Origin of the sequence: Paraburkholderia yinzeri, from assembly GCF_046581065.1 — a bacterium.
Lineage (GTDB): Bacteria > Pseudomonadota > Gammaproteobacteria > Burkholderiales > Burkholderiaceae > Paraburkholderia.
This window is the reverse complement of sequence record NZ_JBFOCJ010000001.1, coordinates 2688035-2703825: the sequence shown is the minus strand read 5'-3', so window position 1 is coordinate 2703825 and position 15791 is coordinate 2688035. Positions and strand designations below refer to the sequence as shown.

Below are 15791 nucleotides of genomic sequence, written 5' to 3'. Positions count from 1 at the left end.
GAGGACACCGCGATGCTCAACCTCGCCGAATACCGCCAGCGTCCGGCCTTGCTCGCCGATTGGCTGCCGTGGGCCGGCCTGGTCGCGCCCGGCGTCGTGCTGAACAAGGATGGTTCGTTCCAGCGCACGGCGCAGTTCCGCGGCCCCGATCTCGACAGCGCGACGCAAGGCGAGCTGATCGCCACCACCGCGCGCCTGAACAACGCGCTGCGCCGGCTCGGCGCCGGTTGGGCGCTGTTCGTCGAAGCCGAGCGCCGGCCGGCCGCGGACTATCCGCATTCGGCGTTTCCCGAGCCGCTGTCGTGGCTGGTGGACGAAGAACGCCGCGCCACCTTCGAGGAATCGGGCAACCACTTCGAGAGCGGCTACCACCTGACGCTGCAATACCTGCCGCCGGAGGAATCCCGCGCCCGCGCGGCCAAGCTGCTGTACGAGAACACGCCGACCGTTGGTGTGGACTGGCACGAACGCCTGACCGCATTCGTCGCGGAAACCGGCCGCATCTTCGACTTGCTCGACGGCGTGATGCCGGAAATCGACTGGCTCGATGACGCCGAAACGCTGACCTATCTGCACGCAACCGTCTCGACGCGGCGCTATCGCGTCGGCGTGCCGGCCGTGCCGTTCCACCTCGACGCGCTGCTGGCCGACATGCCGCTGATCGGCGGCCTCGCGCCAATGCTGGGCGACGCACACCTGCGCGTCGTGACCGTGCGCGGATTCCCGACTACGACCTGGCCGGGCATTCTGGACGACCTCAACCGGCTGGGTTTCGCCTACCGCTGGAGCACGCGCTTTCTCTGCATGGACAAGGCCGAAGCCGAAAAGGAACTCGGCCGCCTGCGCCGCCAGTGGTTCGCCAAGCGCAAGAACGTCCTGGCCCTGCTGCGCGAAACGATCTTCCAGCAGGAATCGCCGCTCGTCGATACCGACGCCAGCAACAAGGCGGCCGACGCCGACGCCGCGATGCAGGAGCTGGGCAGCGATCAAGTTGCCTTCGGCTTCGTCACCGCGACCGTGACGGTGCTCGATGCCGACGCCGACACGGCCGACGAGAAGCTGCGCATGGTGGAGCGCGCGATTCAGGGCCGGGGCTTCGTGACCGTCCCTGAAACCCTCAACTCCGTGGAGGCGTGGCTGTCGTCGATTCCCGGCAACGCCTACGCCAACGTGCGTCAGCCCATCGTTTCCACGCTGAACCTGGCGCATCTGATGCCGGTGTCGGCGGTGTGGGCCGGGCCGGAGAAGAACGACCACCTCGACGGCCCGCCGTTGATCGTCACGCGCACCGAAGGCGCCACGCCGTTCCGGCTGGTGACGCACATCGGCGACGTGGGGCACACGCTGATCGCCGGCCCGACCGGCATGGGCAAGTCCGTCCTGCTCGCCACACTGGCGATGCAGTTCCGGCGTTACCCCGGCTCGCGCATCTTTGCGTTCGACATGGGCCGCTCGATGCGCGCGACGGCGCTGGGCCTGCGCGGCGAACACTACGACCTCGGCGCCGATGGCGCGATCGCGTTCCAGCCGCTCGCGCGCATCGACCACGAGGGTTATCGCACCTGGGCAGCGGAATGGGTCGAAGGCCGCTTGTCGCACGAAGGCGTCGCCATCGGCCCCGACGAGAAGGCGGCCGTGTGGTCGGCGCTTGGCAGCCTCGCCGGCGCGCCGCTCGAACAGCGCACGCTCACGGGCCTGTCTGTGCTGCTGCAATCGAACGCGCTGCGCCAGGCGCTCGCGCCTTACGTGCTCGGTGGCGCACACGGCAAGCTGCTCGATGCCGACCGCGATCGGCTCGGCTCGGCCAATGTGCAGTGCTTCGAGATGGAGGAGCTGATGCACAGCAAGGCCGCGGTGCTGGCCGTGCTGGGCTATCTGTTCGCGCGCTTCGATGAGCGGTTCGACGGCGCGCCGACGCTGCTGATCCTCGACGAATCCTGGCTGTTCCTCGATGACCCGGTGTTCGCGGCGCGCATTCGCCAGTGGCTCAAGACGCTGCGCAAGAAGAACGTCAGCGTCATCTTCGCCACGCAGTCGCTCGCCGACATCAAGGATTCGACCATCGCGCCGGCGATCATCGAGAGCTGCGCCAGCCGCATCTTCCTGCCGAACCCGCAGGCGACCGAACCGCAGATTCGCGTGATTTACGAAGGCTTCGGCCTCAACAGCCGGCAAATCGAGATCGTCGCCACCGCGCAGCCCAAGCGCGACTACTACTACCAATCCCGCGCGGGCAATCGCCTGTTCGACCTCGACCTGGGGCCGGTCGCGCTCGCGTTCGCGGGTGCCTCGACGCCCCAAGACCAGCGCGCCATCGACGACGTGCTGACCGACGCCGGAGCGCCGGCCTTCGCCGGCGCCTGGCTGCGCCACCGCGGCCTCGATTGGGCGGCCGATTTGCTGCCGTCCGCGCCATCAGCCGCGTCCTTCCTCGCTCCCCAAACACAGGAGATTTCGCCATGAGGATTCGCCTTCTCGCCCTCGCTGTTGCTGCACTCATCGGCGTCATGCCCACCGCGCACGCGCAATGGGCCGTCATCGATGCGACCAACCTCGTGCAGAACACGCTGACTGCGGTTCGCACGCTGGAGCAGATCAACAACCAGGTCCGGCAACTCCAGAACCAAGCGCAGTCGCTGATAAATCAGGCGCGCAACCTGGAGAGTCTGCCGTTCAACGTCGTCAACCAGTTGCGCACGAACCTGGCGACCACCCAGCAGCTCATCGCACAGGCGCAAGGGCTGGCGTTCCAGGTGCAGAGCATGGACCAGCAATTCGCACGCCTGTACCCGGAGCAGTACGCCGCGACCGTCAGCGGCAATCAGATGTACCAGGATGCGCACCAGCGTTGGCAGAACACGCTCGAAGGCTTGCAGACCGCGATGCGGATGCAGGCGCAGGTGTCGCAGAACGTGACCCAAGACGAGAGCGTGCTGACCGATCTGGTCGGCCAGAGCCAGTCGGCCACGGGCGCCTTGCAGGCCATGCAGGCGACGAATCAGCTTCTCGCCTTACAAGCCAAGCAGTCCATCCAGACGCAGCAGCTCCAGCTCACGCAGGGGCGCGCGGTATCGCTGGAGCTGGCGCGGCAGGCAGCCGCCGTCGAGCGCGGCCGCGAAGTCACGCGGCGCTTCCTCGGCACCGGCACGGCGTACACGCCGCAGCCGGTGAACTTCTACGGCAACTGACGGGCACGGCCATGAAACGCGCGCCCGTCCTGTTCGCCTTCGCGTGCCTGCTGGCCGGCTGCGACCGGCCGCAGGCTTCGTCGGTCGATGCGCTGGCCGCCGACCCGACGCGGCTGCACGCGCTGCGTGCGCAGTGCCGGCGAGGCGAACGTGACGGCGCGTTCTGCGCGCAGGTCGGCCAAGCCGACCTGCGGCGCTTCCTCTCAGGGCAGGCCGGCCCGGACGAATACCAGACGCTCGCCGATCTGCCGCCGATCCCGGCCAGTTTCGACGGCCCCGACACGACGATGGAGCAGCGGCCATGAACGACGTTTCGATCATCGACCATTTCCTCAACGTCTTTTCCGCCTACATCGACTCCGGTTTCGGCCTGCTGCGCGGCGAAGTCGGATTCCTGACCGCAACGCTGGTGGCGATCGACATGACACTGGCCGGCCTGTATTGGGCGCTCGGCCACGCCACCGGCCAGGGCGAAGACGTGATGGCGAAGCTCATTCGCAAGGTGCTCTACGTCGGCGCCTTCGCCTACATCATCGGCAACTTCAACATGCTGGCCGGCATCGTGTTCCGGTCGTTCGCCGGCCTGGGCCTGACGGCCACCGGTTCGGCCGTGAGCATGGAGACGTTCCTGCAGCCGGGGCATCTCGCCAAGACCGGCATCGACGCCGGTATGCCGATCCTCGAACAGATCAGCGACATGGCGGGCTTTCCCGAGGTGTTCATCAACATCACGCCCATCGTCGTGATGTTCCTCGCCTGGCTGACCGTCATCGTCTGTTTCTTCGTGCTCGCGGTACAGCTTTTCATCACGTTGATCGAGTTCAAGCTGACCACGCTGGCCGGCTTTGTGCTGGTGCCGTTCGCGCTCTGGAACAAGACCGCGTTCCTCGCCGAAAAGGTGCTTGGCAATGTGGTGTCGTCCGGCATCAAGGTACTGGTGCTGGCCGTCATCGTCGGCATCGGCACGGGCCTGTTCGCGGAGTTCCCGACGATGCCCGCCGAGCCGTCCATCGACCATGCGCTGGTCGTGATGCTGGCTTCGCTCGCCATGCTCGCGCTCGGCATCTACGGGCCGGGCATTGCCACCGGCCTCGTGTCCGGCGCGCCGCAGCTCGGCGCTGGCGCGATGGCCGGCGCGGCATTGGGCGCCGCCGGAACCGCCGTCGCTATCGGCGCTGCGGCAACCGGCGTGGGCGGTGCCGTGGCTGCTGGCGCGCGCATGGCGCCGGCTGCGGCCAGTGCCATCGGCAGCGGCGCACGGGCTGCCGCTTCGACGGCCGGCAGCGCCCGGTCGGCGTTCCAAGCCGGTTCCGCTGCGGCGGGCGGCGGCTTCAAGGATGCCGCCGCAGGCGTGGGCAACGTCGCACGGGCGGGCGCGCAAGCCGCCGGGCAGAGAGTCGCCGCCGGCGCGCGTGCATTCGGCGAGCGGGTGGCCGGTGCATTCCGTGGCGAGAGTGGCGCGGCGGCCGGCGCGTCCACCCAAGCGGGCGCATCCAGCACCGGCTCGGCCTCGGCCGCCGCCGATCAAGAGCAACCCGCCTGGGCCAAGCGCCTGCATCGTCGCCAGCAGATCGCCCACGCGGCGACCACGACCGCGCACACGCTGCGCGGCGGGGACGGCGGCGGCTCTGCACAAGGCCCAAGCCTGGGCGATTCCGATTCTTGAGGAGAACGAGTCATGCGATTCAAGCGACCGCAGGTGCGCTACGCCGACACGCCGCAGCCTGCCACTCCGTATCAAGCCGCTGCGCAAGCGTGGGACGAGCGCATCGGCTCGGCCCGCGTGCAGGCGAAGAACTGGCGCTTCATGGCCTTCGGCTGTCTCGCGCTCGCGCTGCTGATGGCCGGCGGCTTGGTGTGGCGCTCGGCGCAGTCTTTCGTCACGCCCTACGTGGTGGAGGTGGACAAGACCGGCGAAGTGCGCGCGGTCGGCGAAGCCGCCACGCCGTACCGGCCGGCCGATGCGCAGATCGCTTTCCACCTCGCGCACTTCATCACGCTGGTTCGCTCGCTTTCCATCGACCCGATCGTGGTGCGGCAGAACTGGCTCGACGCCTACGACTACACCACGGACAAGGGCGCCGTCGTGCTCAACGACTACGCCAGCAAGAACGATCCCTTCGCTCGTGTCGGCAGGGAATCGGTGACGGTGCAGATCACCAGCGTCGTCCGCGCCAGCGATTCGTCGTTCAACGTGCGCTGGACGGAGCAGCGGTTCGTCAACGGCGCACCCACCGGCACCGAGCGCTGGAACGCCGTGGTGTCCATCGTCCTGCAAACCCCGCGCACCGAGCAGCGGCTGCGCAAGAACCCGCTGGGCATCTACGTCAACGGCCTGTCGTGGAGCCGCGAACTCGATGCGTCCGAAGGAGCCAAGCCATGAACCCGTCTTTCCGCTTTTACGCATTCGCGCTGACCGTGGCGGCCCTGTCGGGCTGCGCCTCGCAGGGCAAGCCGCCGCCGCGCATCTCGCTCGATGAGCCGGTGCAGGCACAGCCACTACCGGAGCCGCCCAAGCCCGTCGAAGTGGTGGAGGTGCCGAAGGTGCTGCCGATGCCGGCGCAGATGAAGCCTCTGCCGGAGATGGACGAAGCCAGGCCCGCGCCGGAACCCGCCGACGAAACCGTGCGCGTGTCGCGTGCCAACGCCGAGGCACGCATCGCGCCCACGCGTGAGGGCTACGTCAACGCGATCCAGGTCTGGCCCTTCACCGATGGCGCGCTGTATCAGGTCTATGCCGCACCGGGGCGCGTGACCGTGATTTCGCTCCAGCCCGGCGAGGAACTGGTGACGGTCGCCGCCGGCGACACGGTGCGCTGGATCGTCGGCGACACGTCCAGCGGCGCTGGCGACGCGCTGCGCGTAAACGTGCTGGTGAAGCCGATCCGTTCGGGCCTCAAGACGAACCTGGTCATCACCACCAGCCGGCGCACCTACCTGATCGAGCTGACCTCGACGGACAAGGCATGGATGGCGTCGGTGTCGTGGGAGTATCCGAAGGATCAGATGCTTGCTTTGCAGCGTCAGGATCGGGCGGCGCAAGCCGCCGCGCCGATCGACGCCGGCCTGTCGTTGGAGAAGATCCGTTTCCGCTACGCGGTCAGCGGCAGCAGTCCACCGTGGAAGCCGCTGCGCGCCTTCGACGACGGCGAGAAGGTCTATATCCAGTTCCCGCCCGGCATCGCCCAAGGCGAACTGCCGCCGCTGTTCGTCATCGGCGCGCAGGGTGACGGCCAGCTCGTCAACTACCGCTTCCGCTCGCCGTACTACATCGTGGATCGGCTGTTCGGCGCGGCCGAACTACGTCTCGGCGGCGACAAGGGCGACGTGGTGCGCATCGAGCGCACGGATGGCACGCGGGGGAACTGACCATGAGCCAGGACGAAACCCCGGACGTGCCCATTCCCGATGCCGCGCCGAAAGTCGCGCCGGAGAACGTGGCGCTACGTGCGCAGCCGCGCCCGGTGACGCGCCTCAACCGGCGCACGCTGGCGTTGTTGACGGGTGGCCTCGGCATCGCCGTGCTGGGCGCAACCCTGTGGTCGTTGCAGCCGAAGCACCCGCGCGGCAACAACGATGCGACCGAGCTTTACAACGTCGATCGCGTGTCGAAGTCCGAAGAACTCAACCGGCTTCCCGCCGACTACTCCAAGCTGCCGCCGAAGGTGCCGGAGTTGGGGCCGCCGCTGCCGGGCGACCTCGGCCCGGCCATCGTCAAGTCGCAGCCGCCGGTGGTGGCCAGCTACACGCCGCCCGGCCAAGATGCGGCGGCGGCCGAACGCGACGCACTGCGCAAGGAGGCGGAAGCGGCGGCGGGTTCATCTGTGTTCTTCCGTTCCAGCAACCAGCGCGCCGCGGCTGCGCCCGCGCAGACCGCTTCGATCGCACCGGCATCCGGCTTGGTGGGCTTCGACCCGCAGGCCGCCGGGCCGGCCTCGACGGCGGCGCAGCAGCCCGCCGACCCGACCACCGTGCAGAACCGGCAAGACCAGAAAGAGGCGTTCCAGAAAGCCGGAACCACGGAAACCCGTAATTCCGGCAACCTGCAAATGCCGACCTCGCCGTATCAGGTGATGGCTGGCACGGTGATCGCGGCGGCGCTGGTAACGGGCATCAAGTCCGACCTGCCGGGCGACGTGATCGGCACGGTGACGGAGCCGGTGTACGACACGGCGACGGGCCGCTATCTGCTGATCCCGCAGGGGTCGCGCATCTTCGGCAAATACAACAGCCAGGTCGCCTACGGGCAGAGCCGCGTGCAGGTGGTGTGGAACCGCATCATCCTGCCGGACACTTCTTCGCTCACGCTCGACAACCTGGCCGGCACCGACCCGGCCGGCTACGCCGGCCTGGAGGATGGCGTCGATTGGCATTGGGATCGCATCTTTGCCGGCGCGGCGCTGACGACGCTGCTGGGCATCGGTGCCGAGTTGGCCGCGCCGGAGAACCGCAATGGCGATCGCGTCATCGTCGCCGGCCGCGACAGCTTGCAGGACAGCGTAAATCAGGTCGGGCAGGAGATGACCCGGCGCAACCTCAACATCCAGCCGACGCTGACCGAGCGGCCCGGTCTGCCGGTGCGCATCATCGTCAACCGCGACCTGGTGCTGCGGCCATACCAGCCGCTGTTCTTCAACCGGGGGACTTCACGATGAGCACGGCGCGCAGGCTGCGGCTGGGGCCGCTGCCGAAAACCGAGAACGTGAAGCTGACGTTCGCGTGTCCGGCCACGCTCAAGGCCGACCTCGACCGCTACGCGGCCATGCACGCGCAAACCTACGGCGAAGCGGTCGATGCGACGACGCTGATCCCGCACATGCTGGAGGCGTTCATCGCGGGGGATCGGGGGTTCAGGCGGGGCAGGGGAGACGACACTCGACCGGCTTCCCGCGCGGCTGTTCCCAAGGCGTGAGCCTTTGGATATGTTGTCATTGTCGTATCTAGGCTACGACTGGAGACATCATCCCAAATTGACTTGCGCTTGGAAAAGTTGTAAAAGTCGTAGCATGGCTACGACTAATCCAAGTAAGCTAAATGCCCTCTACACCCGGCTGGCACCGGGAACGCCGCTGACCTCGGAGGACTTGGCGGCGCTGGGCATCTCTGCCGACCTGGCCGTCCACTACGTCCGGGCAGGCTGGCTCACGCGCCTGGCCCGCGGGGTGTACGGCCGCCCGAACGACACTCTGGCGCTCCACCCGAGTCTGTTGCTGTTGCAGCGCCGGTTCGAGGGGCTGCACGTCGGCGGCAAGTCGGCGCTGGACTGGTACGGCGTGCGCCAGTACGTGTCGCAACAGCCCGTGCTGCATCTGTATGGCTGGACGGCGGCCCGTCTGCCGGAATGGTTCACCGAACGCTTCCCGGCCGAGTACCACCGCAAGCGCCTGTTCGACGAGCAGCCGGTCGCCTTGCTGCATGTTGGCCCGTTCGAGAAGCGCAGCGGAGCGCCGCAGGTGTCGGCGCCGGAGCGCGCCTTGTTGGAACTGTTGAGCGAAGTCGGCGTGCGTCAGCCTTTGCAGGAAGCCCGCGAACTCGTCGAAAGCGCGTACAGCCTGCGCGCCGACGTGCTGCGTGAGCTGTTGCAGCACTGCACGAACGTCAAGACCGTGCGGCTATGTCTGCAACTCGGCCGCGAGGCGTCGTTGCCTTGGGCGGCGAAGCTCGATCCGGCCACGCTGCCGACGGGCAGCGATCGGCCTTGGGTGTCCCGATCGGCCGATGGCTTGTTGGTGCTCAAGCCATGAACCAGACCTATCTCGATACCGCGCGCCTGCTGACGCAGGTGGCGCCGCTGGTGTTCGTGGACGACACGTTCGCATTGAAGGGCGGCACCGCGATCAATCTGTTCGTGCGCGACATGCCGCGTTTGTCGGTGGACCTCGATCTGGTCTTTCCCAATCACACGCTGCCGCGCGACGAGGCGCTGACGCGCATCAACGAGGCTGTCAGGCAAGCCGCCGAGCGGTTGAAGAAGCGAGGGTTCCAGACGCACGCGCCAGCGGCCGCGGCAGGGGAGACGAAGCTGCTGGTGCGCAACGGTTCGATCCAGGTCAAGGTCGAAGTCAACTTCGTCATGCGCGGCACGGTGCAGCCGGTGCGTCGCGCTTCGCTCACGCCGACCGCACGCGACACTTTGCTGGCCGATCTGGAGATCCCGGTGGTGTCGCTGGAGGACGTGTATGGCGGCAAGCTGGTAGCGGCGTTGGATCGTCAGCACCCGCGCGACCTGTTCGACGTGATGCAACTCTTTGCGCACGAGGGCATCACGCCCGGCATCCGGCGCGCGTTCGTGGTCTATCTGTCCAGCAGCAACCGGCCGATCCATGAGGTGCTGTTCACGCCGCTGCGGGACATTCGGCATGACTACGAGCACAACTTCCAAGGCATGACGGCGGAACCCATACCTCTCGATGCGCTGCTCGCTGCGCGAGAACGCATGATGCGCGAACTCCAGCAAGGCTTGGACGACAACGAGCGACGCTTCCTGCTGTCGCTGGCCGCCGGCGCGCCGGAGTGGTCGCTGCTGGGCATCGCGCACCTCGAACAACTGCCGGGCATCCGCTGGAAGCTGCACAACCTGGCGCAGTTGCAGAAGACCGATGCGAGGAGGTTCGCCGAGCAGGCCGACTTGCTCGCTGCGCGGCTGGCTGCGCTATCCTAGAGCTGGTTGATGATGAGCCGATGCCGCGCAAACCCGCGTCAGCAAAGGACGTGTTTTTCTGACGGTAAAAGCGACGGTAAAGGCCCATGTCGATCAAAGCCAATTCCTTTAATCACGCGGACTTGCGTGACTCGTTGATGATCGAGTGGGAGTGATCTAACCCGTTCCCAAGTCGTTCCAATAGTGCGCTCCCCCTGTTTTTCCGTTAAAAAACGGGGGGTATTGTTCGGTATGGTCTGCTGTGATCCAGGCAGCGCCTGGAGGAAACGTCGGCATCGTGCACAGTATTGACGTTTCCCCCTCGGACGGTCTTGTCCGGTACCGTCACGCCGGTTCAACGGTATCGGCTGACGGTATACGTTTGAGGAATCCTTAACTTAATCACTCCCGCTTCACACCACGCCAAGCAGCTCTTTCAACTGCGCCGCCCGCGACCGGCTCACCGGCACGACGCTGCGCTCGCCATCGTTCATCACGAGGTTCACGCTGTCCTCGGCTTTCACGAGCTCGACCGCGTAGGGCAAGCTCACGATGTGGCTCCGGTGCACGCGCAGGAAGGTGCTGCTGTCGAGACGCAGCTCCAGATCCGCGAGCGACAGGTTCGAGAGATAGCGGTCGTCTTTCGTGACGATCGTCGTGTAATGGCCGTCGCCCTGGAAGCGCACGATGTCCTTCAGGTCGATCAGGATAACGCGGTTCTTGCGGTACACCGGAATCTTGAAGAGCCGCCGCGGCGGCGTCGGCGTGCCGGCGAGCGTTTCGGCCGACGGCTCGGTCGTGATGTCGGTCAGGTCGTAGAAGATCATGCAGGTGCCGCACGCGCCGTTCATGTCCGACATGCTCGACACCTTGATCATCAGAATCCGGTCAGGAATGTTGATCATCATCGCCACCGGCGGCGGCGACTTCACCGGGCAGCCGCCCGCGTCGCGCGACTGGAGCAGGAAACGCAGCTTGTCGCGGCTTTTCGCGGGGTGCAACTGGACGACGTCAATACCGAACAGCCTGTCCTGAGCCACGCCGAGCGACTGCTCGCCGGCCGGCCCGAGAATCTGCAGCGCGACATCGTTGAACGCGCTGACGCGCCCGTTCGCGTCCAGCCAGACCACGCCCGGATTGAACTGCTCCAGCCGGTGCTGGAAGGTTTCGGCGCGGCGTGCGTCGGTGGCCGGCGTGACGTGCTCGAACGGTTTCATCCAGGGTTCTCCCTGAGGCGCTCGCGGCGTTTGCGCGGCGTACGCGACGCCGGTGCGGTGCCTCTGTTTTAAGTCCTTTCCCCGTTTCACGCAAGTTTTCCGGCGGCCGGCGCAGTCTGGCCGCCGTTGGCGAAATCGCGTTGAATTGCTGCATTGCATTGTGAAATGCTAATTAACCGGAGGACGAAAACAAGGAGACTGGCGTGATTCCCCGACCCTTCGAATACCACGCGCCGCAGACGCTGCCCGAGGCGGTTGCGCTGCTCGGCGAGTACGGCGAGACGGCGAAAGTCCTCGCGGGCGGCCACAGCCTGCTGCCGATGATGAAGCTGCGCTTCGCGCAGCCCGATCACCTGATCGACCTGGGCAAGCTGGCCGAGCTCAAGGGCATCCGCGAGGAAAGCGGCACGCTGTGGATCGGCGCGATGACGACCGAAAACGAACTGATCTGGTCCACCGTGCTGCAGACCCGCTGCCCGTTGCTCGTCGAGGGGGCGCGGCAGATCGCCGATCCGCAGGTGCGCTATCGCGGCACGCTGGGCGGCGATCTTTCGCACGGCGACCCCGGCAACGATCATCCGGCGCTGATGATCGCGCTCGACGCGGCGTTCGTGCTGCAGGGCGCAGCCGGCGAGCGCACGGTGCCGGCCGACGGCTTTTTCGTCGGCACCTACGAGACGTTGCTCGCGCCCGGCGAGATCATGACCGCGATCCGCATTCCGGTGCCTTCGCCCGCCACCGGCTATTGCTATGCGAAGCTCAAGCGCAAGACGGGCGACTTTGCGACGGCGGCGGCGGCCGTCACGATGCGGCTGGCGGGCGGCAACGTCGAGCACGTGCGCATTGCTCTGACGAATGTCGGCGACACCGTGATCCGTGCAAGGGATGCCGAGCAGGCGCTGCTCGGCAAGCGGTTCGACCCGCGCGCCCTGGACGAAGCGGCGCGGCTTGCCATGGCGGCATGCAATCCGGTGCCGGACCTGCGCGGCGACGCCGACTACAAACGGGCGATGGCGGGCGAGATGACGCGCAGGGCACTCAATATGGCATACGAACGGGCGACCGGCCCGGCTCGTCCTTAAAGCCTGGGAGAACACGACATGGCCAAAAAAACGATGGTGTCGTTCAGCCTCAACGGCAGCGAAGTGGATGTCGTCGTCGAGCCGCGCGAGCTGCTGATTCATACGCTGCGCGAAAAATGCCAGCACACCGGGCCGCATATTGGCTGCGAGACCTCGCATTGCGGCGCCTGCACGGTCGACTTCAACGGCATGTCCGTGAAGTCGTGCACGCTGCTGACGGTGCAGGCGCAGGGCGCGGCGGTCCGCACGGTCGAAGGGCTCGCCGAGGGCGGCACGTTGCACGCGCTGCAGGAAGGTTTCATGCAGGAGCATGGCCTGCAGTGCGGATTCTGCACGCCGGGCATGCTGATGCGCGCGTATCGCCTGCTCCAGGAGAACCCCGATCCCACGGAAGCGGAGATCCGCTACTGGATGGCGGGGAATCTGTGCCGCTGCACGGGATACCAGAACATCGTGAAGGCCGTGCAATACGCCGCGCGCAAGCTGCGCGGCGAAGCGGCCGAAACGTCGCATCCGCTCATCGAGGCGGACGCGGCGCACGCGCACTGAGCACAGGGAGAAACGTCATGGGCAATTTCGACGCCAATCTCGAACGTCTCGCCGCGCTCGAAGGCATGGGCTGTTCGCGCAAGCGCCGCGAGGATCCGCGCTTCATCCAGGGCAAGGGCACCTATGTCGACGACATCAAGATGCCGGGCATGCTGTTCGGCGTCATGGTGCGAAGTCCCTATGCGCACGCGCGCGTGAAGCACATCGACAAGTCGCGCGCGCTCGCGCATCCCGGCGTGCACGCCGTGCTCACCGCCGACGATCTCAAGCCGCTCAAGCTGCACTGGATGCCGACACTCGCGGGCGACGTGCAGGCCGTGCTCGCCGACGAAAAGGTCTGCTTCCAGAACCAGGAGGTCGCGTTCGTCGTGGCCGACGACCGCTACGTCGCCGCCGACGCGGCCGAGCTCGTGGACGTGGAGTACGAGGAGTTGCCCGCGCTCGTCGATCCGCTGAAGGCGCTCGAACCCGATGCGCCCGTGATTCGCGAGGACATTCGCGACAAGGATACCGGCGCGCATGGAGCGCGCAGGCATCCTAACCACATCTTCACGTGGACGATGGGCGACCGGGACAGGACCGACCGCATGTTCGAGAATGCCGAGGTCACGGTGAAGCAGGATCTCCTGTATCCGCGCGTGCATCCGTGTCCGCTCGAAACCTGCGGGTGCGTCGCCTCGTTCGACAAGGTGCGCGGCGATCTCACCGTCTACATCACGTCGCAGGCGCCGCACGTTGTGCGCACCGTGGTCGGGCTGCTTTCCTCGATCCCGGAATCGAAGATCCGCATCATTTCTCCCGATATCGGCGGCGGGTTCGGCAACAAGGTGGGCGTGTATCCGGGCTACGTGACGTCGATCGTCGCATCGATCGTGCTTGGGCGCCCCGTGAAGTGGATCGAATCGCGCAACGAGAACCTCTCCAGCACGGCGTTCGCGCGCGACTATCACATGACGGGCGAGCTCGCGGCCGACAAGGACGGCCGCATCAAGGCGCTGCGCGTGAACGTGGTGGCCGATCACGGCGCGTTCGACGCGTGCGCCGACCCGACGAAGTGGCCCGCCGGCATGTTCCACGTCTGCACGGGTTCGTACGCGATTCCGAATGCGTTCGTTTCGGTCGACGGCGTGTATACAAACAAGTTCCCGGGCGGCGTGGCGTATCGCTGCTCGTTTCGCGTGACCGAGGCGGTGTACCTGATCGAGCGGATGGTAGACGTGCTCGCGCAGAAGCTTGGCATCGACAAGGCCGAGATCCGTCTGCGCAACTTCATCCGCAAGGACCAGTTTCCGTACACCACGCCGCTCGGCCTCGAATACGATTCGGGCGACTACGATACGGCGCTCAGAAAGGTGCTCGCCGCCGTCGATTACGACGCGCTGCGCGCGGAGCAGGCGCAGCGCCGGGCCGATCCCGACGCCGAATGGCTCATGGGCATCGGCGTCGTGAATTTCACGGAAATCGTCGGGGCCGGGCCGTCGAAGATGTGCGACATTCTCGGCGTGGGCATGTTCGACTCGTGCGAGATTCGCGTGCATCCGGACGGTTCGGCGATCGCGCGGATGGGCACCATCACGCAGGGCCAGGGGCACCAGACCACCTACGCGCAGATCATCGCGTCCGAGGCCGGTATTCCCGCGTCGCAGATCGCCGTGGAGGAGGGCGACACGTCTACCGCGCCGTACGGGCTCGGCACCTACGGCTCGCGCTCCACGCCGGTGGCCGGCGCGGCGGTGGCGCGCGCCTCGCGCAAGATCCGCGAGAAGGCGCGCCGGATCGCGGCGCACCTGCTCGAAGCGAGCCCCGACGACGTGGAATTCGATCTCGACCGCTTCGTGCTGAAGGGGTCGCCGGAACAGTTCAAGACGGTGAAGGAAGTGGCCTGGGCGGCGTATAACAACGTGCCGGAAGGGCTGGAAATGGGCCTCGAAGCCGTCGACTACTACGACCCGCCGAACTTCACGTTTCCGTTCGGCGCGTACGTCTGCGTCCTCGACGTGAACCGCTACACCGGCGAAATCCGCGTGCGGCGTTTCTACGCGCTGGACGATTGCGGCACGCGAATCAACCCGATGATCATCGAGGGGCAGATTCACGGCGGCCTGACCGAAGGCTTCGCGGTCGCGCTCGGCCAGGAACTGCCCTATGACGAGTCGGGCAACCTGCTCGGCGCGACGCTGCTCGACTATTTCGTGCCGACGGCCGTGGAAACGCCCCATTGGGACACCGACTTCACGGTGACGCCTTCGCCGCATCATCCCATCGGGGCGAAGGGCGTAGCCGAATCGCCGCACGTGGGCTCGATTCCATGCTTCACGTCGGCCGTCGTCGATGCGTTCGCGCATCTCGGCGTCACGCATATGAACATGCCGCACAACGCGTACCGCGTGTGGCAGCAAAGCCGCGAGCTTGGCCTGACCCGGGCCTGAGCGTTGCGGAAGGAGCGCGCGATGAAAGTCGTACTCGACAAGGTGTTTCCACTCGCTGCGAACGCGGACAGCGCGTGGCAGCTCATGCAGGACATCGAAGCCGTGGCGGGCTGCATGCCGGGCGCGAAGATCACGGAGCGCGTGGATGCTACGCACTACAAAGGAACGATCACGGTCAAGCTGGGGCCCGCGACGATGGCGTTCAAGGGCGATATCGAAGTGCTCGCGCTCGATGCGGCGGCGCGCAGCCTGCATTTGAGCGGCAAGGGTACGGACTCGACGGGCGGCTCGGCGGCGGCGATGGATCTCGTGGCGGCCGTGCGGGCAAGCGGCGAGGCGAGCGAGCTGACCGGCCGGAGCGAGGTGACGATGAGCGGCAAGGCCGCCGCGATTGGCGGCCGGCTGATGGGACCGGTCTCGGAACAACTGCTCAAGCAGTTCGTGGCGAACTTCGCGGCGCGGCTCGATGCGATGAATGCGCAGGCGGCGCAGGCGGTGCCGCCTGCGTTGGCGGAAGGCGAGGCGAACATGCTCGCGGCCGTGAGCGCTACGGGTGCCACGAGTGCCACGAACCCCACGACTGCCGCGCCTCCTGCCGAGCTCAACGGCATCGCGTTCGTCTGGGCCATGTTCCGCGACTGGCTGCGCGGCCTCTTCTCGCACGAGGCCCACGGCCGCTGAGGCAC

At 66.6% G+C, this 15791-nt stretch carries 15 protein-coding genes; 14 read left to right on the top strand and 1 reads right to left on the bottom strand.

Annotated elements, in window-relative coordinates; genetic code table 11:
• The first annotated feature begins 12 nt into the window (after positions 1-12).
• The 10 genes from trbE to WJ542_RS12860 all read left to right on the top strand — a co-directional run bounded on the left by trbE (position 13) and on the right by WJ542_RS12860 (position 9849).
• Positions 13-2463, top strand: a complete 2451-nt coding sequence (gene trbE / locus WJ542_RS12905) for a conjugal transfer protein TrbE (protein WP_411189666.1) — start codon at positions 13-15, stop codon at positions 2461-2463.
• A complete protein-coding gene (trbJ, locus tag WJ542_RS12900; RefSeq protein ID WP_411189665.1) occupies positions 2460-3188 on the top strand; it encodes a P-type conjugative transfer protein TrbJ in 729 nt (242 codons plus the stop codon). Before trbE ends, trbJ begins: the two co-directional genes overlap by 4 nt.
• Before the next feature lie 11 nt (positions 3189-3199).
• Positions 3200-3493 carry an EexN family lipoprotein gene (locus tag WJ542_RS12895; RefSeq protein WP_411189664.1) on the top strand — a complete coding sequence of 98 codons (294 nt, stop codon included), beginning with the start codon at positions 3200-3202 and terminating at the stop codon, positions 3491-3493.
• Positions 3490-4854 (top strand): P-type conjugative transfer protein TrbL, encoded by a 1365-nt coding sequence (trbL, locus tag WJ542_RS12890; protein ID WP_411189663.1) that lies wholly within the window; start codon positions 3490-3492, stop codon positions 4852-4854. Before WJ542_RS12895 ends, trbL begins: the two co-directional genes overlap by 4 nt.
• A 12-nt stretch (positions 4855-4866) precedes the next feature.
• A complete protein-coding gene (gene trbF / locus WJ542_RS12885; RefSeq protein WP_411189662.1) occupies positions 4867-5571 on the top strand; it encodes a conjugal transfer protein TrbF in 705 nt (234 codons plus the stop codon).
• The gene (gene trbG / locus WJ542_RS12880) at positions 5568-6557 is read left to right on the top strand and encodes a P-type conjugative transfer protein TrbG (protein ID WP_411189661.1); all 990 of its coding nucleotides are present in this window, start codon (positions 5568-5570) and stop codon (positions 6555-6557) included. The genes trbF and trbG overlap by 4 nt, the downstream gene beginning before the upstream one ends.
• A 2-nt stretch (positions 6558-6559) precedes the next feature.
• The gene (locus tag WJ542_RS12875) at positions 6560-7843 is read left to right on the top strand and encodes a TraB/TrbI/VirB10 family type IV secretion system protein (protein ID WP_411189660.1); all 1284 of its coding nucleotides are present in this window, start codon (positions 6560-6562) and stop codon (positions 7841-7843) included.
• Entirely contained in the window at positions 7840-8100 is a 261-nt protein-coding gene (locus WJ542_RS12870; RefSeq protein ID WP_411189659.1) for a DUF2274 domain-containing protein, read from the top strand. Before WJ542_RS12875 ends, WJ542_RS12870 begins: the two co-directional genes overlap by 4 nt.
• 94 nt (positions 8101-8194) lie before the next feature.
• A complete protein-coding gene (locus WJ542_RS12865) occupies positions 8195-8932 on the top strand; it encodes a type IV toxin-antitoxin system AbiEi family antitoxin domain-containing protein (protein WP_411189658.1) in 738 nt (245 codons plus the stop codon).
• Positions 8929-9849, top strand: a complete 921-nt coding sequence (locus WJ542_RS12860) for a nucleotidyl transferase AbiEii/AbiGii toxin family protein (protein ID WP_411190550.1) — start codon at positions 8929-8931, stop codon at positions 9847-9849. The genes WJ542_RS12865 and WJ542_RS12860 overlap by 4 nt, the downstream gene beginning before the upstream one ends.
• A 392-nt stretch (positions 9850-10241) precedes the next feature.
• Here WJ542_RS12860 and WJ542_RS12855 read toward each other — a convergent pair whose 3' ends face one another.
• Positions 10242-11045 carry a LytTR family transcriptional regulator DNA-binding domain-containing protein gene (locus tag WJ542_RS12855; protein ID WP_411189657.1) on the bottom strand — a complete coding sequence of 268 codons (804 nt, stop codon included), beginning with the start codon at positions 11043-11045 and terminating at the stop codon, positions 10242-10244.
• A gap of 203 nt (positions 11046-11248) precedes the next feature.
• Here WJ542_RS12855 and WJ542_RS12850 point away from each other — a divergent pair, with 203 nt between their 5' ends.
• The 4 genes from WJ542_RS12850 to WJ542_RS12835 are packed head-to-tail and all read left to right on the top strand — an operon-like array spanning position 11249 to position 15786.
• Positions 11249-12127 (top strand): FAD binding domain-containing protein, encoded by an 879-nt coding sequence (locus WJ542_RS12850; RefSeq protein ID WP_411189656.1) that lies wholly within the window; start codon positions 11249-11251, stop codon positions 12125-12127.
• A gap of 18 nt (positions 12128-12145) precedes the next feature.
• Complete coding sequence (locus WJ542_RS12845) at positions 12146-12676, top strand: (2Fe-2S)-binding protein (RefSeq protein WP_411189655.1); 531 nt, start codon at positions 12146-12148, stop codon at positions 12674-12676.
• A gap of 17 nt (positions 12677-12693) precedes the next feature.
• Positions 12694-15105 (top strand): aerobic carbon-monoxide dehydrogenase large subunit, encoded by a 2412-nt coding sequence (locus tag WJ542_RS12840; RefSeq protein ID WP_411189654.1) that lies wholly within the window; start codon positions 12694-12696, stop codon positions 15103-15105.
• A gap of 21 nt (positions 15106-15126) precedes the next feature.
• Complete coding sequence (locus WJ542_RS12835) at positions 15127-15786, top strand: SRPBCC family protein (RefSeq protein ID WP_411189653.1); 660 nt, start codon at positions 15127-15129, stop codon at positions 15784-15786.
• Positions 15787-15791 lie beyond the last annotated feature (5 nt).

Bases quoted from the DNA above. Each gene is read 5' to 3' on its own strand.
- trbE (WP_411189666.1), top strand. From the start codon at position 13: ATGCTCAACCTCGCCGAATACCGCCAGCGTCCGGCCTTGCTCGCCGAT.
- trbJ (WP_411189665.1), top strand. From the start codon at position 2,460: ATGAGGATTCGCCTTCTCGCCCTCGCTGTTGCTGCACTCATCGGCGTC.
- WJ542_RS12895 (WP_411189664.1), top strand. From the start codon at position 3,200: ATGAAACGCGCGCCCGTCCTGTTCGCCTTCGCGTGCCTGCTGGCCGGC.
- trbL (WP_411189663.1), top strand. From the start codon at position 3,490: ATGAACGACGTTTCGATCATCGACCATTTCCTCAACGTCTTTTCCGCC.
- trbF (WP_411189662.1), top strand. From the start codon at position 4,867: ATGCGATTCAAGCGACCGCAGGTGCGCTACGCCGACACGCCGCAGCCT.
- trbG (WP_411189661.1), top strand. From the start codon at position 5,568: ATGAACCCGTCTTTCCGCTTTTACGCATTCGCGCTGACCGTGGCGGCC.
- WJ542_RS12875 (WP_411189660.1), top strand. From the start codon at position 6,560: ATGAGCCAGGACGAAACCCCGGACGTGCCCATTCCCGATGCCGCGCCG.
- WJ542_RS12870 (WP_411189659.1), top strand. From the start codon at position 7,840: ATGAGCACGGCGCGCAGGCTGCGGCTGGGGCCGCTGCCGAAAACCGAG.
- WJ542_RS12865 (WP_411189658.1), top strand. From the start codon at position 8,195: ATGGCTACGACTAATCCAAGTAAGCTAAATGCCCTCTACACCCGGCTG.
- WJ542_RS12860 (WP_411190550.1), top strand. From the start codon at position 8,929: ATGAACCAGACCTATCTCGATACCGCGCGCCTGCTGACGCAGGTGGCG.
- WJ542_RS12855 (WP_411189657.1), bottom strand. From the start codon at position 11,045: ATGAAACCGTTCGAGCACGTCACGCCGGCCACCGACGCACGCCGCGCC.
- WJ542_RS12845 (WP_411189655.1), top strand. From the start codon at position 12,146: ATGGCCAAAAAAACGATGGTGTCGTTCAGCCTCAACGGCAGCGAAGTG.
- WJ542_RS12840 (WP_411189654.1), top strand. From the start codon at position 12,694: ATGGGCAATTTCGACGCCAATCTCGAACGTCTCGCCGCGCTCGAAGGC.
- WJ542_RS12835 (WP_411189653.1), top strand. From the start codon at position 15,127: ATGAAAGTCGTACTCGACAAGGTGTTTCCACTCGCTGCGAACGCGGAC.